Below are 18,490 nucleotides of genomic sequence, written 5' to 3'. Positions count from 1 at the left end.
TGTTCCAGTTTTGTGCCAGAGTCCACCCGTGGACCTCCAGATGCTGAGCGACCGGGCCGAGATCACCGACGTGCTGGTGCGCTACACGCGCGCCATCGACACCGGCGAGTGGGACGCGCTGGACACGGTGTTCGCCGCCGACGCGCAGATCGACTACACCGAGTCCGGCGGCATCGCGGCGGCGTACGCCGAGGTGAAGCCGTGGCTGGCCGAGATGCTGCCGGCGTTCTTCCCGAAGCGGATGCACACGCTCGGACAGCTCGACATCCGCGTGGACGGCGACTCCGCCACGTGCGCGGCGTACTTCCACAACCCGATGCCGATGGCCGACGGCGCCGGCGGGGAGAGGATCGTGGAGTTCGGCGGGATCTACCACCACACCCTGGCCCGCACCGCCGACGGCTGGCGCAGCACGCGGCTGCACGAGGAGATCATCTGGAGGCGCGGCCTCTGAGGCTCGCGTTTGGTCCCCTTGGGCCCGTCCCCGACAATGGGGCCCACGCACCACCACCCAGGGGAGACCGCACGTGGCCGACGAAGACCGTCCCGCTCGAGAGGGACACCCCGTCGTCTCGGGCGTCATCGCGCTCGTGGCCGTGGCGCTGGCCGTGGGGCTCGTGCTCGGCGGTGGTGCGCTGCTCGCCGCGCGGGTGCTGAACCTCGACGGCGGCGACACCGCCAGCGACGGCGGCAGCTCCGGCGGCGAGACGATGTACCTGCCCACGCCGTCGCCGACGGAGAAGGACACGGGCCCCCGGATCACGCTGGCCCCCGACCCCGGCGACGAGGCCGGAGCGCCGTCGTCGACCGCGTCGGCGAAGCCCGAGGAGAAGATCTCGCTCACCTCCGACTCCTCCGAGGTCGGCTCCATGGACCGCATCTACCTGCGCGGCACCTACCCCGGCGGCGAGGGCGCGATCCTGCAGGTGCAGCAGTGGGAGGGCGGCGCCTGGGGGATCTTCCCGGTGACCGCCTCGGTGAGCAACGAGACCTTCACGACGTACATCCAGACCAGTCAGCCGGGCAAGAACCGCTTCCGCGTGGTCGACACCGACAGCGGTGAGGCGTCCAACGAGGTCCGCGTCACCATCCGCTGACCGGCCACGACGCCGCCCAGGACCAGGGCCATGCCGAGCGCCTGCGCCCAGCCGAAGAGCTCGCCGGCGACCACGACGCCGAGCGCGGTGCCCACGACCGGGTTGAGCAGCCCGATGAGCGAGACCGCGCCCGCGGGCATGCGCGCCAGCCCGTGGAACCAGCACGCGTAGGCGAGGACGGTGCCGACCCCGCCGAGCCACAGGAACCCCGCCGCCGCGTCGAGGTCGAGGGGCGGCGGTGCGCCCTCGACGAGCAGTGCGACCGGGACCAGGGCCAGCCCACCGGCCACGAGCTGCCACGAGACGAGGGTGAGCAGGTCGACGGGCGCGGGCCAGCGCTTGACCATCACGAACCCCAGCGCCGAGACCGCCACCGAGCCGAAGGCGCCGAGCAGCCCGAGGGTCGACACGGCGCCCGGGGAGCGGAGCACGAGGAGCGCGACGCCGACGAGGCCGACCAGCGCGCACAGCACGCGGCGGCGGCCCGGCTGCTCCCGGAGCAGGAGCCAGGCGAGCGCCATCACCGCCAGCGGTGAGGTCGCCTGGAGGGTGGAGGCCAGCCCGCCGGGGAGCTCGTAGGCCGCGAGGAAGAGCAGCGGGAAGAAGAGCCCGATGTTGCACAGGCCGAGCAGCGCCGCCTTCCACCACCACTCGCCGCGAGGGAGCCGGCGCCGCACGCCGAGGAGCAGCAGGCCGGCCGGCAGGGCCCGCACGGCCGCGGCGAACAGCGGCCGGTCCGGGGGCAGCAGCCGCTCGGTGACCAGGTACGTCGTGCCCCAGGCCAGCGGCGCGACGCTGACGACGAGGACGGTGCGCCACGAAGTAGTTTCCATGGAAGACATAATATCTTCCGGGTAAGATATATTCCCCGCATGTCCTCGGACCATCAGGAGCCCGACCACGTCGGCCGGATCATGGCCCAGTGGGCCGTCGAGCGGCCCGAGGTCGACGTCTCGCCCCAGGGCGTCATCGGCCGGCTGCACCGCCTCGCCGTGCTCCTCGACGAGGAGCTGCGCCCGGTCTTCGCCGCCGCGGGCCTCTCCGACGGCGACTTCGACGTCCTGGCCGCGCTGCGCCGCGCCGGTGCGCCGTACGAGCTGTCGCCGGGGCAGATCGCGCAGACGACGATGGTCACCTCCGGCGCGGTGACCAAGCGGCTCGACCGGTTGGAGGGCGCCGGGCTGGTGCTCCGCCAGACCAGCGAGGACGACGGCCGCGGCCGCCGCGTCCGGCTCACCGGGCGCGGCCGGGAGCTCGTCGACGGGACCTTCGAGCGGCACATGGCCAACGAGCGCCGCCTCGTCTCGCTGCTCGACGAGCCGGACCGCCGCGAGCTCGCCCGGCTGCTGGAGGCCTGGGGCCGCGCGCTGGACGCGTGAGACGATCGCCGGCATGAGCGCCCGACGGCTGTCCTCCGGCCTCGCCGTGGGCGTGCTCCTCGCGGCGCTCGCCGGCTGCGCCGAGGATCAGGCGGGCCCGGCCGACGAGCCCGGGACGAGCGAGGCGGCGGTGCCCGTCGAGCTGCGGGTGGTGCTCGCGACCAGCCGCGAGCCGGCGCCCGACTCGCTGGTGCTGCAGCAGTTCCGCGATCTCGACTGCGCCGCTCCGCCCCCGGCGGCGGCGCCGGAGGACCCCTTGGCGGCCTGCGACGCCGGCGGCACGAAGTACAGCCTGGAGCCCGCTGCGGCGGTCGGCGGGATCGAGTCGGCCACCGCCGAGGCCGACGACGGCGCCGGCCCCTACGTCGAGGTGGTGCTGGACGACGAGGCGGCGGCCGCGTTCGCGGACCTCACCGCGGGTGCGCCCGGCGCGCGGCAGGTGGCCCTCGTGCTCGACGGCGAGGTGCTAGCGGCCCCGACGGTGCAGCAGCAGGTCACCGACGGGCGCCTGCAGGTCGTCGGCGGACTCACCGACGACCGGGCCGAGGCCCTGGCCGACCGACTGACCGGTCGCGCCTGAGCCTCAGCCCCGCTGCGTCAGCTGGGGATCCAGTCCATGGTCTCCGGGTTGGGGCCGGTCCGGCCCTCCTCGCCCTGGTCGAGGCGGCGGATGGCCTCCACCTCGTCCGGGGAGAGCTGGAAGTCGAAGATGTCGAAGTTCTCGCGCATGCGCTCCTCGCGCATCGACTTGGGGAACACCACGTCGCCGCGCTCGATGTGCCAGCGCAGGGTCACCTGCGACGGCGTCTTGCCGTGGCGCTCCGCGATGCCCTGGATGACCTCGTCGTCCACGACCTTGCCCTTGGCGATCGGCGCCCAGGCCTCGACGGTGATGCCGCGCTCGTGCGACGCCGCGCGCACCTCGTCGTTGACGAGGTAGGGGTGGGCCTCGATCTGGTTGACGACCGGCAGGACGCCGGTCGCCTCGATGATCGGGTCGAGGTGCTCGGCGTGGAAGTTCGAGACGCCCACGGAGCGCAGCCGCCCGTCCTCCTTGAGCTCGATCATGGCCTTCCACGTGGAGACGAAGTCGCCGTCGTAGCGGGTCGGCAGCGGCCAGTGGATGAGGAACAGGTCGACGTACTCGAGGCCGAGGCGCTCGAAGGACTCGTCGAAGCTGCGGCGGACGTCCTCGGGGCGGTGGTTGGTGTTGTTGAGCTTCGTCGTGACGTAGAGCTCCTCGCGGGCGATGCTCGAGGCGGCGATGGCTTGGCCCACGCCCTCCTCGTTGCCATACATCTGAGCCGTGTCGAGGTGGCGGTAGCCGACCTCGAGCGCCGTCGCGACCGTCGCCGCGGTCTCCTCGGGCGGCACCATGAAGACGCCGAAGCCCAGCTGGGGGATGGTGGTCTGGTCGTTGAGCGTGATGGTCGGAACGGTCATGCCAGGTAGTTACCCGTCGCGGTGGGGCGGTATTCCATGATGGTCCGGTGGAATTCACCGACTACGACACCCGGCTCGCGGCGTACGCCGTCGTGGTGGACGACCAGGACCGGGTGCTCCTCGCCCTGTGGAACGAGGCGGCCGAGCCCCAGTGGACGATGCCCGGGGGCGGGGTCGACCTCGAGGAGCAGGCCGCCGAGGGGGCCGTGCGCGAGCTGCTCGAGGAGACGGGCTACGAGGTGGAGCTGGGCCGCCTGCTCGGCGTCGACTCCTACGTCATCCCGCCCTCGCGGCGGCACATCGCGACGTCTCGGCCCATGAAGGCGGTCCGCGTCGTCTACGAGGCGCGCGTGGTCGGCGGCGAGCTCACCCGCGAGCTCGACGGCACCACCGACGAGGCGCGCTGGATCCCGCTCGACGAGGTCGCGGACCTGCCCCGGGTGGGCCTGGTCGACATCGCGCTCGGCCTCTGGCGCGCCTCGCGCTGAGCGAGGCGGGCTGGATCTCGGGGGTGGTCGAGCCGCGACGTGCACGCCTAGGGTGTGCGAGCAGTACCCAGTCCTGAGATATGACCATGCACTCCGGGAGGCACCATGCGCAGGTTCTTGACAGTCATCGTCCTCGTCCTCGGACTCACCGTCGTCGTGACGCCGGGGGCAGAGGCAGCGCAGAAGTGCTCGGGCTGGAAGGTCCGTGGCGCCATCGCGGTCAAGGCGTGCACCTCTCACAGCCCGGTCAAGGGCCTCATCCACCACCACTTCCGGGTCAGGAACGTCGGCGTCGAGGACATTCGCGTGACGTCGTTCGGTGCTGCCTACATCAACGGCCACTCAGCGGGCAAGATCCGAGGCGACAACGGCGCCACCATCCGGCCCGGAAGCTGGCGCGGTTGGTCTGCGACCTCGACGCGCCTCAAGGGGAAGCGATACACGACCAAGGCGTGGGCCAAGTACTCCGGCCTGCCCAACGCGTCCGTCACCTCACCAGCCATCAAGGGCTGACGGCGCCCACCCAGGCCAGCACCGTGCGCGCGGTGCGCTCGAGCTGTGCGCGCTGCACGACCTCGGGGGTGTCGGTCTCGTCGTGGTAGGCGGCGTACGGCGTGCTGCCGAGGCGTGCGCCGGGCAGGCCGTCGCGGACGAAGGACCAGTGGTCGCTGGACCGCTGGAACGGGTCGAGGACCGTCTCGACCCCCGCCCTCCTGGCGGCCGCCACCAGCTCGTCGGTCAGCGCGTTGGGCTCCGCCGGCGTGCCCACCGGAAGCACGTCGCCCACGCCGACCCGGTCGAGCGAGACCATCCCCGCGAGGCTGCGCCGCTGCGGCTCCGTCAGCGAGGCGACGTACGCGCGCGAGCCGAAGTGGTGGTCGTCGTCGCCCGGGCCGCGCGGCTCCTCGGAGCCGAACGCCACCAGCACGACCGGCAGCCGGCTGCGCCGTCCGTCCAGGGCCTCGGCGACCGCGAGCAGGACCCCGACCCCCGACGCGTTGTCCTCCGCGCCGGGCGCCGCCACCACCGTGTCCAGGTGCGCGCCGACGAGGAGCCACGGCCGGCCGCGTCGCAGCGTGCCCCTCGTCGCGACCAGGTTGACCGACGGCCCGGCCTCGACGGGTCCGTTCCACGAGTAGCCGGCGGGCGTCGCAAAGCGCTGCCGCTCGACCTGCCACCCGTGCCCGGTGAGCTCGTCCTCCACCCACGCCGCCGCCCGGAAGTAGGCGCGGCTGGTGCCCGGCCGCGGCCCGATCTCGCCCGCCAGGTGCTGCACGGCCTCGACCGCCGTACGCACCCGGACGTCGTCCGGCCGCACCCGCGGTGACGGCGTGGGCGTCGTGCTTGGTGCGGGCGCCGACGACCTGGCGCTCGGTGCCGGCGACGGCGACGCCTCCGGCTCGTCGTCCGCCGTGCACGCGGAGAGCAGCACCAACCCCGCCACCGCCGCCACCACCCGTCGCATGCCTGCCAGTGTGCCTCGACGCTGACCCCGGTGGTTGAGGTGCGAGCGAAGCGAGCCCCGAAACCACTCCACAGGGCTGGCGCCGGGTCTTGACCATCGAACAGACGTTCGGTTAGTATGGACCATGTCCATCACGCACCCCGACCGACCCGGTGACCTCCCGGTCGAGGATGCGACGCCCCACGAGATGCTGGCCGCGGTCCGCGAGGCACGCGGCCGCGCCAACGACGCCGAGGTCGACCTGCTCCGCCTCGCTGTCGCGTGGGCCCATGCCCATCCCGAGACGCCCGGCGACGAGACCTGGCACGCGCCCCGCGCGACGGCTTACGACGACGGCAGCCCGTCCGACGAGCTGCCCGTCGAGGACCACGAGTGGTTCGGGATCCCCACCATCCGGTGGGACGCGCCGGCCGCGTTCGCCGCGGCCAACGGCATGTCCACCACCGCCGGGCGGGCGTTCCTGCGCGACGCCCTGGTCCTGGCCCACCGCCTCCCGCGCACCCACGCCCGCGTCCTCGCCGGACAGGTCCCCGTGTGGCGGGCCCGCCGCGTCGCCCAGGCGGTCCTCGGCAAGCCCCAGGACGTGACCACCTACGTCGACCAGGAGGTCGCGCCCGTCGCCGAGCAGGCCGGGACGGTCACCCTCGACCACCTCGTGGACCGGGCGATGACCCTGCTCTACCCCGAGCAGCGCGAGCTCGATCAGCTCGAGGCCCTGGACGCCCGTCACGCGACGCTGCACGAGGAGTCCCTCAACCACACGGGCGTCGGCGACATGACCCTGCGCGCCGACTGGGCCGACCTCAAGGACTACGACCGCGCCCTGTCCCTGATCGCGGCCGCGCTGAAGCGCGACGGCTCCACCGACTCCCTCGACGTGCGGCGATCGATCGCGATCGGGATCCTCGCCGATCCCGCCCGCGCCCTGGCGCTCATCAACGGCGAGGAGCCGCCGGTCCCCACCAAGGAGGTCGTGGCCTACGTCCACCTCACCGACCAGGGCCTGGCCGGCTGCGACCCGACGGCGGTCGACGAGACCGGCCGCACCTGGCTCGAGGAGACGTTCCGCTCCTGGTGTGCCCGCACCGACCGCTTCGTCACCGTGCGACCCGTCATCGACCTCAACACCCACCCCGACACCCCCTGTGAGCGCCACGACGGCACCACGACGTACGCCCCGTCGCCCACCACCGCCGAGAAGGTGCGGCTGCGCGACCGGACCTGCGTGTTCCCCCACTGCACCCGACGCGCCCGCGGCTGCGACCTCGACCACGTCGTCGCCCACGCCGCCGGCGGCCCCACCTGCGAGTGCAACCTGGCGCCCCTCTGCCGACATCACCACCGGTTGAAGACCCACGCCGGCTGGACCTACCTACCACTCGCGCCGGGCATCCACCTGTGGCGCGAGCCCCACGGCCAGGTCTTCGTCACCAGCCGCACCGGCACCCTCGACCTCACCGACACGTTCGACACCGGCTGACCGTCGGCACGCCGTCCTACGGTGCTGCCATGACCTATCCCGAGCCCCCCGTCAACGGCCGGGTGGGCGAGGACCCACCCGGCGGGCCGTTCACCTACACGGCCTAGCGGCGAGGCGTCCGTCGCTCCAGCTTCGTGGCCAGCGTGCTGCGAAGGTTGGCGGCGTCGAAGTCGCCCACCAGCAAGCTGGCCAGCACCTGGAGGCGCCGCAGGTCCCGGCAGTCCTCCAAGCGGCCCTCGTCCAGCGCGCCTGGGTAGGCGTTGATCGCCTCGTCGGTCAGCGTCAGCGAGGCCAGGTCCCACTCGACCGGACCGACACACACGTCCTCGAAGTCCGTCCACCGGGGGCCGGCGGGCGTCATCAGCACGTTGCCCGTGTGGGCATCACCGTGGAGCGGGCGACGGGGCCAGGTCAGAGCCAGGGGAACGAGTTCCTCGGCGGCTCGGTGCAGCACAGGATCATCTGAACGCTCGAGGGCGGTGGCGATGTCGGTCAGAGGGCCGACCAGAGTCGGCAGGGGCGCCTCGTACGTGGCCAGGATCGCGTGAAGGCCGCCCAGCATCACTCCGAAGTCGGGCCCCGAGATGGTCGAGGGAGTGTGCTCGACCCATTCCCAGAGCGACACGTCGATCCCCGTCGACCGTGTGGGGACCGGGGTCGATCCACGGAGCCACCACGTCGGCGTTCCGCGACGCGAGGAACCGCCCCAGGCGGACCTCCCGCTCCAGCCAGGGACGCGGATGAGGTCGCAGGTCCTGTCCCGCGGTGACCACCCGGCTGACGACGGGGTGCGGGTGCAGCCGAACGCGAACGCTGTAGTTCTCGGCGATGACTTCGGGACGTCCCACGGGCAGGCCAACGGCTTTCGCGACCGCGACGGACGCCGCCACCGCCTCGTCGGTCGACGGGAGCGCGGCGCTCACGTGATGAGCCCGTGCGCGCGGAACATCCGCTCGTAGATCGCGCGCACGGTCGCCGACTTGTGGCGGTGGTAGTCCACGCCCTGCCCGTCGGCGCTGCCGGTGAGAAGGGCGGCCTCGTGCTTGGCGGCGGCGTAGCGGTCGCGGTCGTCGGGGTGGGCCACGAGCCAGTCGTGGAACATCCGGTGCCGCACCACCTCGGGGCAGTCGGGTCCGAAGACGTGGAGGCACGCCCGGGGTGAGGCGAGGAGCAGCATCCGGTGCTCGTGCCACCACGGCTCGCGGATCGTGTGGACGAACCCGGCCGCGACGAGGGCCGGCAGGTAGGAGACCTCGTCGGCGGGATCGGCGACGACGAGGTCGACGTCGATCACCGGCGTGGCCGCCAGGCCCGGCACCGAGGTCGAGCCGACGTGGTGCAGCTCGACCACGCCCGCCCCGAGCGCGCCGTGCACCAGGGCCTCGACCCGGTCGAAGAGCGCCGGCCAGGCGGGGTCGTGGTCGACCACCTCGACCTCGTACGGCGTCGGCCGGTGCGGCGGCACCCACGGGTCCGCGCCCGGGGGAGGGGAGCCGTGGTGGTGGCGGACGATCTCGGCGGGGGTCGGCACCCGGCCACGAAAACATCTCCCCGGAGCGGGAACAAGCACCCGGGGGCGCCCGTTGACACCCATAGACGGAAGTTGAGTTGAGTCGACTCAAGTTCTTTGCCAGACTGAGACCCACAGTCTTCAACCCAGGCCCCCCGGGCCGAATCATGGAGGTAACAACTCATGGCACGTGCTGTCGGCATCGACCTCGGTACGACGAACAGCGTCGTCGCGGTCCTCGAGGGTGGCGAGCCCACCGTCATCGCCAACGCCGAAGGTGCCCGCACCACTCCCTCGGTCGTCGCGTTCGCGAAGTCCGGCGAGGTGCTGGTCGGCGAGGTCGCGAAGCGTCAGGCGGTCACCAACGTGGACCGCACCATCCGCTCGGTCAAGCGCCACATGGGCACCGACTGGAAGCAGAAGATCGACGACAAGGACTTCACCCCCCAGCAGATCAGCGCCTTCGTGCTGCAGAAGCTCAAGCGCGACGCCGAGGCCTACCTCGGCGAGACCGTGACCGACGCGGTCATCACCGTCCCGGCGTACTTCTCCGACGCCCAGCGTCAGGCGACCAAGGAGGCCGGCGAGATCGCGGGCCTCAACGTCAGCCGCATCGTCAACGAGCCCACCGCGGCCGCCCTGGCCTACGGCCTCGACAAGGGCGACGACCAGACGATCCTGGTCTTCGACCTCGGTGGCGGCACGTTCGACGTGTCCCTGCTCGAGATCGGCGAGGGCGTCGTCGAGGTCAAGGCGACCTCCGGTGACAACCACCTCGGTGGCGACGACTGGGACAACCGCGTCGTCGAGTGGATGGTCAAGAAGTTCAAGGACAACAACGGCGTCGACCTCGCGGCCGACAAGATCGCCAAGCAGCGCCTCCAGGAGGCCGCCGAGAAGGCCAAGATCGAGCTGTCGTCCTCGAGCGAGACCACGGTCCACCTGCCCTACATCACCCACGGCGAGTCCGGCCCGCTGCACTTCGAGGAGCGGCTGACGCGCAGCGAGTTCCAGAAGCTCACCGCGGACCTGCTCGACCGCACCAAGGCGCCGTTCCAGAACGTCCTCAAGGACGGCGGCGTCGCGATCGACAAGATCGACCACGTCGTGCTCGTCGGTGGCTCCACCCGGATGCCCGCCGTCACCGAGCTGGTCACCGAGCTCCTCGGCGGCAAGCAGCCCAACAAGGGCGTCAACCCCGACGAGGTCGTCGCCGTGGGCGCCGCGCTGCAGGCCGGCGTGCTCAAGGGCGAGGTCAAGGACGTCCTGCTCCTCGACGTCACCCCGCTCTCGCTCGGCATCGAGACCAAGGGCGGCGTGATGACCACGCTGATCGAGCGCAACACCACGATCCCGACCAAGCGCTCGGAGATCTTCACCACCGCCGACGACAACCAGCCGTCGGTCGAGATCAAGGTCGCCCAGGGCGAGCGCCAGATGTGGGCGCAGAACCAGCCCCTCGGCAACTTCGAGCTCACCGGTCTCCCGCCCGCCCCGCGCGGCATCCCGAAGATCGAGGTCACCTTCGACATCGACGCCAACGGCATCGTCCAGGTGCACGCCAAGGACACCGCCTCCGGCAAGGAGCAGTCGATGACGATCTCCGGCGGCTCCGCGCTGTCGAAGGACGAGATCGACCGGATGGTCAAGGAGGCCGAGCAGTACGCCGAGGAGGACGCCAAGCGTCGCGAGACCGTCGAGGTCCGCAACCAGGCCGACCAGCTCGTCTACACGACCGAGAAGTTCCTCGCCGACAACGACGAGAAGCTCCCCGAGGACGTGAAGACCGAGGTGCAGACCGACCTCGACGCGCTGAAGGCGCTGCTGGAGGACGCCGAGGCGTCCCCCGAGACGCTGACGGCCGGGGTGTCCAAGCTCGGTGAGTCCAGCCAGAAGATGGGTGCGGCCATGTACGCCGCCGCGGAGGCCGAGCAGGCCGCCGCCGGTGGGTCCGACGGCTCGACGGGCGAGGCCGACGACGACGTCGTCGACGCCGAGATCGTCGACGAGGAGCCGACCGAGGGCGAGTCCAAGTGACCGACCCCCATGTCACCCCCGACGAGGAGCCGGTGGAGGAGCAGCCGCAGGACTCCTTCGGCGACGCCGCCTCCGAGATGGCCAACGAGACCGAGGTCGAGGAGGAGCCCACCGAGGCCTCCTCCTCGGCCCCGGCCGAGGGCGAGGTCATCGCGCAGGACGAGCTCGTCGTGACGCAGATGGCGCTGGCCGAGCGGACCGCCGACCTGCAGCGGCTGCAGGCCGAGTTCCTCAACTACAAGCGCCGCGTCGACCGCGACCGCGACCTGCTGCGGGAGAACGCCACCTACGCCGTGCTGGCCCCGATCACCGAGGTGCTCGACACCATCGACCGGGCCCGCGAGCACGACGAGCTCGACGGTGGCTTCAAGGCCGTCGCCGAGCAGCTGGAGCGGATCGTGTCGGGCCTCGGCCTGACCCGCTTCGGCGCCCCGGGCGACCCGTTCGACCCCACCGTGCACGAGGCCCTCTCCCACCTGGGCGAGGACCCCGAGGTCACGGTGACGACCTGCAAGGTGATCGCCAAGGCCGGCTACAAGATCGGCGACCGCGTCGTGCGCGCGGCGCAGGTGCTGGTCGTCGACCCGGCGAGCACCACGACCGACGAGTAGGGAAGGAGGTGTGCGATGAGTGACGGCAAGGAGGGCTTCCGCGCCGACTGGGCGCAGAAGGACTTCTACCAGGTGCTCGGCGTCAAGAAGGACGCGACGGCCGACGAGATCAAGAAGGCCTACCGCAAGCTCGCGCGCGCCAACCACCCCGACTCCAACCCCGGCGACACCGCGAAGCACGACAGGTTCAAGGCGGTCGCCGAGGCCTACGACGTCGTGGGCGACGCCGACAAGCGCACGAAGTACGACGAGATGCGCGAGCTCTACGGCTCGGGCGCCCGCGGCGGCTTCGGCGGCGGCGGGGCGGGCGGCGGGTTCAACCTCGACGACCTGCTCCGCGACCGTGCCGGCAGCGGGGGCGGCTTCGGCGACATGTTCGGCGACCTCTTCGGGGGCGGCGGCCGTCGCGGCGGCGGGCAGCAGGTCCGCCGGCCGAGCAAGGGCGCGGACGTCGAGACGACGGCGACGATCAGCTTCACCGACGCCATGGACGGCGTCACGATCTCGCTGCGGCTCGCCTCCGACTCGCCCTGCCCCGCGTGCTCCGGCACGGGCGGCAAGCCCGGCACCAAGCCGCACATCTGCCCGCAGTGCGACGGCGCCGGCTACGTCACCGTCTCCACCGGCGGCGCGTTCGCCATGAACGAGACCTGCCCCCACTGCGGCGGTCGCCAGCTCGTCTACGACGAGGCCTGCCCGACCTGCCACGGCAGCGGCCGCGGCACGTCCGCGCGCTCCATCCAGGCGCGCATCCCCGCGGGGGTCAAGGACGGTCAGCGGATCCGGGTGCGCGGCAAGGGCTCGGCCGGCGAGAACGGCGGACCCGCGGGCGACCTGTTCGTGGTCGTCAAGGTCTCCCCGCACCGGCTCTTCGCCCGCAAGGGCGACAACCTCACCCTCACCGTCCCGGTCTCCTTCGACGAGGCGGCGCTGGGTGCGGACATCAAGGTGCCCACGCTGGGCGGCGCCCCGGTGACACTCAAGATCCCGGCCGGCACGCCCAACGGGCGCACCTTCCGGGTCCGGGGCAAGGGCGTGCGTCGGGCCGACGGCACGTACGGCGACCTGCTCGCCACTGTCGAGGTACAGGTGCCGGCGGTGCTCGACCAGGCCGCGCGCGAGGCCGTCCAGGCCTACCGTGAGGCCATGGCGAGCAAACCCCTGCGCGCCAACCTCTTCGAGGCGGGCGCGTGATGTCCGGGCCGCCGTTCGCGGCTCCCGGCCCGGACGCCGCCGTGTTCGTCATCAGCGTGGCCGCCGAGCTGACCGGGCTGCACCCGCAGACCCTGCGCACCTACGAGCGCCTCGGCCTGATCACCCCCGGCCGCACGGTCGGGGGTGGTCGCCGCTACTCCGCGCGCGACATCGAGCGGCTGCGCGAGATCGCCGACCTCACCTCCTCGGGCATCGGCATCGAGGGGGTGCGCCGGATCCTCGAGCTCGACAACCGGGTCGCGGCGCTCGCGGCCCGCAACGAGGAGCTGCAGGCCGAGCTCGACGCCACCCGCGACGCGTTGCGGCAGGCCCTCACGGGCCGCTCGCTCGACCAGGCGCCCGCCAACAAGCTGCCGGTGCTGCGCCAGACGTCCACCGGCCAGTCGGTGGTCGTCTGGCGCCGCGGCCGCTAGCGCTGGCGCAGCGGCGGACCGCTCGCGGCGGGCTTGGTCCCGACCGGGCGCACCGTGTCGATCCTCGTGAAGATGATCTCCAGGGGCGAGTAGACGCTGTCCCAGCTCACTGACGGGGTCGCCGAGCAGAAGAAGTCCCACGACGTCGGGTTCGTCAGCACGGTGGTGCCGGTGAGGTTGGGGTAGTAGCCGCTGGAGCCCGACGTCGAGTACCCGCGCTTGGTGCTCACCCCGGGGCTCCCGGGCACGTCGAAGTAGCACTCGGTCTGACGGGGGTTGGCGGCCGTGCCCCCGGCCTCGGTCATCGTGACGCTGTAGGTGACGGCGTACGTGCCGGCCGGGATGCCGGTGAACCCCGTCGCGTAGCTGCCGGTGACGTCCACCTCGCGCTCCAGGCGGTAGACCTTGGTCCCGAGCTGGCTGGCGTCCAGCCCGTCCAGGGCGTCGGCGTTCAGCCGGGCGACCTTCTTCGACGAGGTCACCTTCAGGGGCGGCGCGTTGGGCCTGGTCCTGAGCGAGAGCGCGGGGCCGGCCCCCTTGTTGGTGACCTGGGTCGTCTTGCCGGCGGTGTTGGTCTTGCCGAGGACGAGACTGGAGCCGGTGGCGGCGAACGTCACGTAGTCGAAGCCGAGCACGAGCAGCACGGCGGCGAGCAGCACGGTGAGGGTGGACTTGGTGGTCTTCATTGCCGCAGTCTCGGTGTGTCCGGCCGCCGGGGGAATAGCCTGTTCGGGCTACCGCATGTTCTCGCGGAAGAGCTCGAGCAGCCGGTACGCCGGCGCTGCCTGGTCGCCCAGCGAGGCCGTGGCGGGTCGCCGCAGGAACTCCGTGTAGCCCTCCACCCCGGCCACGTCCGCGACGCTCACCTCGTGGAAGCCCATGGACCAGTCGGGGAAGAGCCGCTGCTCCACCGGTTCGCGCAGCAGCAGGAGGACGCCCCGGTGACGGGGGTCCCGCTCGATCTTCGAGTACGTCGTGTCGACGACCTCGTCGGGCCCCTCGAGCGTCTGGATGATGTTGCCGCCGCGGTAGAGCAGCACCCCGGTCAGCCCCAGCTCCTCGTTGCGCGGACGGATCGCGGAGAGCATGCTCAGCAGCTCGGGCTTCGACAGCAGACGGTCGGCGGTGCTGACGTAGGTGATCGAGAGCACGGGGCTCCTTCCGGAGGGGGAGAACTCAGCCGGCGTCGGCGGGGTGGCCGTACTCGACGTCCTGGTTCGGTGTGGGGTCGGGGACCTCGGCGAGCCGTTGGCGGAGCTCGTCGGCGATCTGCTGCTCGGTGGCCTCGAAGTCGTAGGAGACCAGCACCATCTTCTCAGCGACCTCGTTCATCCGGGTCGCCGAGCCCTGCAGCAGGCCCTCGAGGTGCTGCGCCAGGGCCTGGGTCTCGCCGTGGTGGCCGTAGCGGCCGTAGCCGACGACGTGGTGGCGGTCCCAGCTCCAGGAGGACAGGGTTGGCAGGTCCTGGCAGACGTGCTGCAGCACCTGGGAGACGGCCTCCACCTTGCCGGCGGCCTCGCGCAGCTCCGGGCCGTGGACGGCCAGGGTCTCCCCGGGGCCGAAGTACTCCGCGTCCTCGCCCGCCTGGAGGAAGGGCACGGGATCGCCCGGCGTCGCGAAGTCGTGGTAGTCGGGGTTGTCGACGCTGGAGGCCACGGCCGCGTCCGCGCAGTCGGCGAACGCCCGCTCGACGTCGGCGATCACGCGGCACTGGTCGCTCAGGGCCATCAGCAGGTGGCCGTGGACCTCGCTGACGCTTCCCCCGGCGAACTCCAGCTCGGGCTCGGCGGGCGTCTCGGGGAGGAAGGTGCCGGCGGCGTTGAGCGCCGCGGCGGTGACGATCATGCCGGCGCCGGTGAACGCCGTCGCCGCGGTGGCGACGGCGCCAAGGACCAGGAACGTGGTCTTCAGCGACCCGCCACCGCCCCCGCCGGCGTAGTCGAGGAAGGCGGCCTCCGCCGAGTCGGCGATCTCGAGCAGGTCCTCCCGCGTCCTGACCCAGACCTCCCGCTCCCCGGTCACGACGATGCCGAGCGCCACCATGAGGACCTGCTGCCCGGCGATCACGGTGGAGGTGCGTGCGAGGTAGGAGCCGTTCAGCGCCTCGATGGCATCGCCTTGGAAGCCGGACAGGTCGCTGCCGATCGCGGCCACGTAGCCGGCGAGGTCGGCGTTGCCCAGGGACGTCCGGGCGTCGGAACCGCTGCCGTCGAGGTAGGCGCCGCCGGCCGTCGAGCGCGGTGGCGAGGATGCCGAGCCGCTCGATGCTGAAGTCGAAGCTCTCGGGGGTGGGCAGGTCGTCGAACCGCTCGAAGTTCTGCTTGATCTCCTCGTCCCACTTGCTGTATAGGTCGGTCACGTGGGCGTAGGCGCCCGAGAAGTTGGGCTCGAGGTGGTCCGAGCGGTTCCCGAACGCGTAGACGTGGCCCTCGGGATAGGTGACCCGGATGGAGTCCGTGATCGGCGACTCCTCCGTGGCCCGGGAGTAGCCGTCGAAGCCGTCGGCGCAGGTGCCGTAGTAGCCGAAGTCGGACATCTCGGCCGCGATGGCGGCCTCGACGACCTTCTGGATCCTCGCGTCCAGTCCGGGCACGTTGCTGGACATGGGGCTGCCTTCCGTCGGCGGTAGGAGATGGCTTCCTTCCCCGGCCGACGGGGGATCAAACTGCCCAGAGTTGAGTGGAACAGACTCAAGTTCCCACACGTTATGTCAGCATCACGTACCAGCGCCACCGCAGGAGGAGCACCCATGAGCCAGTTCGGCGCCGACAAGTTCACCACCCGCAGCCGGGAGGCCATCGAGGCCGCCCAGCTCTCGGCCACCACGGCCGGCAACACCGCCACCGAGCCCATCCACGTGCTGGTGGCCCTGCTGCGCCAGGAGGACGGCATCGCCCGCAACCTGGTCACCAAGGCCGGCGTCGACGCCGCCGCGCTGACCGCCCGCGCGGTCGCCGTGCTCGACGCGCTGCCGAAGGCCAGCGGTGCGACCGTCCAGCAGCCCGCCGCCTCGCCCGCCCTGACCCGGGTGCTGGCGGGCGCTCTCGACCTGGCCTCGTCCATGAAGGACGAGTACGTCGCCACCGAGCACCTGCTGATCGCGATCGCCGGCACCGAGAGCCCGGCGCAGCGGGTCCTCGCCGACGCGGGGCTGACCGAGGCCGGCCTGCGCGAGGGGCTCACGGCCGTCCGCGGCAACCGCCGCGTCACCAGCCAGGACGCCGAGTCGACGTACGAGGCGCTGGACAAGTACTCCGTCGACCTCACCGCCGCCGCCCAGGAGGGCCGCCTGGACCCCGTCATCGGGCGCGACGCCGAGATCCGCCGCGTCGTGCAGGTGCTCTCGCGCCGCACCAAGAACAACCCCGTGCTCATCGGCGACCCCGGCGTCGGCAAGACCGCCGTCGTCGAGGGCCTGGCCCAGCGCGTGGTGGCGGGCGACGTGCCCGACTCCCTCAAGGGCCGTCGGGTGCTCAGCCTGGACCTGGCCGCGATGGTCGCGGGAGCGAAGTACCGCGGTGAGTTCGAGGAGCGCCTCAAGGCCGTCCTGGAGGAGATCAAGGACGCCGGCGGCCAGGTCATCACGTTCATCGACGAGCTGCACACCGTCGTCGGCGCGGGCGCCGGCGGCGACTCCGCCATGGACGCCGGCAACATGCTCAAGCCGATGCTGGCGCGCGGCGAGCTGCACATGATCGGTGCCACCACGCTCGACGAGTACCGCGAGCGCATCGAGAAGGATCCCGCGCTGGAGCGCCGCTTCCAGCAGGTCTTCGTGGGCGAGCCCAGCGTCGAGGACACCATCCAGATCCTGCGCGGCATCCAGGAGAAGTACGAGGCCCACCACGGCGTCCGGATCACCGACGCCGCGCTCGTGGCCGCCGCGACCCTCAGCGACCGCTACATCACCGGGCGCCAGCTGCCCGACAAGGCCATCGACCTCATCGACGAGGCGTCCTCGCGGCTGCGGATGGAGATCGAGTCCTCCCCGGAGGAGATCGACCAGCTGCGCCGCCAGGTCGAGCGGCTGCGCATGGAGGAGTTCGCGCTGCAGCGTGAGAGCGACGCCGCCTCCGCCGAGCGGCTGGAGCGGCTGCGCGCCGACCTGGCCGACCGCGAGGAGGAGCTCCGCGGGCTCGAGGCCCGGTGGGAGCAGGAGAAGGCCACCCTCGAGGGCGAGGGCGAGCTGCGCCGTCAGCTCGACCAGCTGCGCATCGAGAGCGAGCGCCTCCAGCGCGAGGGCGAGTTCGAGAAGGCCAGCGAGATCCTCTACGGCCGGATCCCTGCGCTGGAGCAGCAGATCCGCGAGGTCGAGGCCGTCGACCGCACCGACGTCGAGCCGCTGGTCGGCGAGGAGGTCGGCGCCGAGCAGGTCGCCGAGGTCGTGGAGGCCTGGACCGGGATCCCGACCGGCCGGATGCTGCAGGGCGAGACCGCCAAGCTGCTGGAGATGGAGTCCGTCGTCGGCGAGCGCCTGATCGGCCAGCACGAGGCCGTGCGCGCCGTCAGCGACGCCGTACGCCGATCGCGCGCGGGCATCGCCGACCCGAACCGGCCGACCGGCTCCTTCCTCTTCCTCGGCCCGACGGGCACCGGCAAGACCGAGCTGGCCAAGGCCCTGGCCGACTTCCTCTTCGACGACGAGCGCGCGATCGTGCGCATCGACATGAGCGAGTACTCCGAGAAGCACTCGGTCTCGCGCCTGGTCGGTGCCCCTCCGGGCTACGTCGGCTACGACGAGGGCGGTCAGCTCACCGAGGCCGTGCGGCGCCGTCCCTACTCCGTGGTGCTGCTCGACGAGGTGGAGAAGGCCCACCCCGAGGTCTTCGACATCCTGCTGCAGGTGCTCGACGACGGCCGGCTGACCGACGGCCAGGGCCGCACCGTCGACTTCCGCAACACGATCCTGATCCTCACCAGCAACCTCGGCTCGCACTACCTGGTCGACCCGCTGCTGGACCCGGAGAAGAAGCGCGAGTCGGTCCTCGCCGTGGTGCGCTCGAGCTTCAAGCCGGAGTTCCTCAACCGCCTCGACGACATCGTGCAGTTCGACGCGCTGACCCGCGACGACCTGGGCCGGATCGTGGAGCTGCAGCTCGCGCTGCTGGAGCAGCGGCTCGCCGTACGACGGATCGCGATCGACGTCGCGCCCGCGGCTCGTCAGTGGCTCGCGGAGACCGGCTACGACCCCGCGTACGGCGCCCGGCCGCTGCGCCGGCTCATCCAGACCGCCATCGGCGACCCGCTCGCGCGGATGCTCATCGGCGGCGAGGTGACCGACGGCGACCGGGTGACCGTGGACCTCGGGGACGACGGGGCGCTGACCCTCGCCGTCGCCGGGTGAGCACGGAA

The 18,490-nt window shown here is 71.8% G+C and carries 20 protein-coding genes; 12 read left to right on the top strand and 8 right to left on the bottom strand.

Going from position 1 to position 18,490, the window contains the following annotated elements; genetic code table 11:
• The first annotated feature begins 28 nt into the window (after positions 1-28).
• Both IRQ30_RS07920 and IRQ30_RS07915 read left to right on the top strand, forming a co-directional pair.
• Positions 29-454, top strand: coding sequence for a nuclear transport factor 2 family protein (locus IRQ30_RS07920; RefSeq protein WP_193608584.1), 426 nt, complete (start codon positions 29-31; stop codon positions 452-454).
• 73 nt (positions 455-527) lie between these two features.
• Complete coding sequence (locus tag IRQ30_RS07915) at positions 528-1,097, top strand: hypothetical protein (protein ID WP_193608583.1); 570 nt, start codon at positions 528-530, stop codon at positions 1,095-1,097.
• Here the strand turns inward: IRQ30_RS07915 and IRQ30_RS07910 are convergent.
• The gene (locus IRQ30_RS07910; RefSeq protein ID WP_227467201.1) at positions 1,016-1,930 is read right to left on the bottom strand and encodes a DMT family transporter; all 915 of its coding nucleotides are present in this window, start codon (positions 1,928-1,930) and stop codon (positions 1,016-1,018) included. The genes IRQ30_RS07915 and IRQ30_RS07910 overlap by 82 nt on opposite strands.
• A gap of 39 nt (positions 1,931-1,969) precedes the next feature.
• On the opposite strand from IRQ30_RS07910, the gene IRQ30_RS07905 reads away from it, so the two are divergent.
• Complete coding sequence (locus tag IRQ30_RS07905; protein WP_193612397.1) at positions 1,970-2,476, top strand: MarR family winged helix-turn-helix transcriptional regulator; 507 nt, start codon at positions 1,970-1,972, stop codon at positions 2,474-2,476.
• 13 nt (positions 2,477-2,489) lie between these two features.
• On the top strand, positions 2,490-3,056 hold the full coding sequence (locus tag IRQ30_RS07900; protein ID WP_193612396.1) for a SecDF P1 head subdomain-containing protein: 567 nt from the start codon (positions 2,490-2,492) through the stop codon (positions 3,054-3,056).
• 17 nt (positions 3,057-3,073) lie between these two features.
• On the opposite strand, the gene IRQ30_RS07895 is transcribed toward IRQ30_RS07900, so the two are convergent.
• Positions 3,074-3,919, bottom strand: coding sequence for an aldo/keto reductase (locus tag IRQ30_RS07895; RefSeq protein ID WP_193612395.1), 846 nt, complete (start codon positions 3,917-3,919; stop codon positions 3,074-3,076).
• A gap of 47 nt (positions 3,920-3,966) precedes the next feature.
• Between IRQ30_RS07895 and IRQ30_RS07890 the strand changes: the two genes are divergently transcribed.
• Both IRQ30_RS07890 and IRQ30_RS07885 read left to right on the top strand, forming a co-directional pair.
• Positions 3,967-4,407: an NUDIX domain-containing protein gene (locus tag IRQ30_RS07890; protein WP_193612394.1), complete on the top strand. Its 441-nt coding sequence runs from the start codon at positions 3,967-3,969 to the stop codon at positions 4,405-4,407.
• 117 nt (positions 4,408-4,524) lie between these two features.
• A complete protein-coding gene (locus IRQ30_RS07885; protein WP_193612393.1) occupies positions 4,525-4,920 on the top strand; it encodes a hypothetical protein in 396 nt (131 codons plus the stop codon).
• Here IRQ30_RS07885 and IRQ30_RS07880 read toward each other — a convergent pair.
• Entirely contained in the window at positions 4,910-5,872 is a 963-nt protein-coding gene (locus IRQ30_RS07880) for a M28 family metallopeptidase (protein WP_193612392.1), read from the bottom strand. The two genes, IRQ30_RS07885 and IRQ30_RS07880, sit on opposite strands and share 11 nt — an antisense overlap.
• A 124-nt stretch (positions 5,873-5,996) precedes the next feature.
• Here IRQ30_RS07880 and IRQ30_RS07875 point away from each other — a divergent pair, with 124 nt between their 5' ends.
• On the top strand, positions 5,997-7,352 hold the full coding sequence (locus IRQ30_RS07875) for an HNH endonuclease signature motif containing protein (RefSeq protein WP_193612391.1): 1,356 nt from the start codon (positions 5,997-5,999) through the stop codon (positions 7,350-7,352).
• 103 nt (positions 7,353-7,455) lie between these two features.
• On the opposite strand, the gene IRQ30_RS23775 is transcribed toward IRQ30_RS07875, so the two are convergent.
• Positions 7,456-7,977: a phosphotransferase gene (locus tag IRQ30_RS23775; RefSeq protein ID WP_193612390.1), complete on the bottom strand. Its 522-nt coding sequence runs from the start codon at positions 7,975-7,977 to the stop codon at positions 7,456-7,458.
• 294 nt (positions 7,978-8,271) lie between these two features.
• Positions 8,272-8,883, bottom strand: a complete 612-nt coding sequence (locus tag IRQ30_RS07865) for a GrpB family protein (protein WP_193612389.1) — start codon at positions 8,881-8,883, stop codon at positions 8,272-8,274.
• Between the two features lie 162 nt (positions 8,884-9,045).
• On the opposite strand from IRQ30_RS07865, the gene dnaK reads away from it, so the two are divergent.
• From dnaK to IRQ30_RS07845, 4 genes are read left to right on the top strand one after another with little or no spacing between them, the layout of a single operon-like run.
• Positions 9,046-10,899, top strand: coding sequence for a molecular chaperone DnaK (gene dnaK / locus IRQ30_RS07860; RefSeq protein ID WP_193612388.1), 1,854 nt, complete (start codon positions 9,046-9,048; stop codon positions 10,897-10,899).
• Positions 10,896-11,510: a nucleotide exchange factor GrpE gene (gene grpE / locus IRQ30_RS07855; protein WP_338089616.1), complete on the top strand. Its 615-nt coding sequence runs from the start codon at positions 10,896-10,898 to the stop codon at positions 11,508-11,510. The genes dnaK and grpE overlap by 4 nt, the downstream gene beginning before the upstream one ends.
• Positions 11,511-11,525: 15 nt before the next feature.
• The gene (gene dnaJ, locus IRQ30_RS07850) at positions 11,526-12,704 is read left to right on the top strand and encodes a molecular chaperone DnaJ (RefSeq protein ID WP_193608572.1); all 1,179 of its coding nucleotides are present in this window, start codon (positions 11,526-11,528) and stop codon (positions 12,702-12,704) included.
• On the top strand, positions 12,704-13,138 hold the full coding sequence (locus IRQ30_RS07845) for a heat shock protein transcriptional repressor HspR (RefSeq protein ID WP_193608571.1): 435 nt from the start codon (positions 12,704-12,706) through the stop codon (positions 13,136-13,138). The genes dnaJ and IRQ30_RS07845 overlap by 1 nt, the downstream gene beginning before the upstream one ends.
• On the opposite strand, the gene IRQ30_RS07840 is transcribed toward IRQ30_RS07845, so the two are convergent.
• The 3 genes from IRQ30_RS07840 to IRQ30_RS24150 are packed head-to-tail and all read right to left on the bottom strand — an operon-like array spanning position 13,135 to position 15,292.
• Positions 13,135-13,824 carry a hypothetical protein gene (locus IRQ30_RS07840; RefSeq protein WP_193612387.1) on the bottom strand — a complete coding sequence of 230 codons (690 nt, stop codon included), beginning with the start codon at positions 13,822-13,824 and terminating at the stop codon, positions 13,135-13,137. The genes IRQ30_RS07845 and IRQ30_RS07840 overlap by 4 nt on opposite strands.
• Before the next feature lie 48 nt (positions 13,825-13,872).
• Entirely contained in the window at positions 13,873-14,289 is a 417-nt protein-coding gene (locus IRQ30_RS07835) for a BLUF domain-containing protein (RefSeq protein ID WP_193612386.1), read from the bottom strand.
• A gap of 25 nt (positions 14,290-14,314) precedes the next feature.
• Positions 14,315-15,292 (bottom strand): hypothetical protein, encoded by a 978-nt coding sequence (locus tag IRQ30_RS24150; RefSeq protein ID WP_193612385.1) that lies wholly within the window; start codon positions 15,290-15,292, stop codon positions 14,315-14,317.
• Positions 15,293-15,887: 595 nt separating this feature from the next.
• Between IRQ30_RS24150 and clpB the strand changes: the two genes are divergently transcribed.
• Entirely contained in the window at positions 15,888-18,482 is a 2,595-nt protein-coding gene (clpB, locus tag IRQ30_RS07825) for an ATP-dependent chaperone ClpB (RefSeq protein WP_193612384.1), read from the top strand.
• Positions 18,483-18,490 lie beyond the last annotated feature (8 nt).

The sequence above is a fragment of the Nocardioides lijunqiniae genome (assembly GCF_015024225.1).
Classification (GTDB): Bacteria; Actinomycetota; Actinomycetes; order Propionibacteriales; family Nocardioidaceae; genus Nocardioides; species Nocardioides lijunqiniae.
The sequence above is the reverse complement of the archived record's forward strand: the minus strand, read 5'-3'. Positions and strand labels throughout refer to the sequence as shown.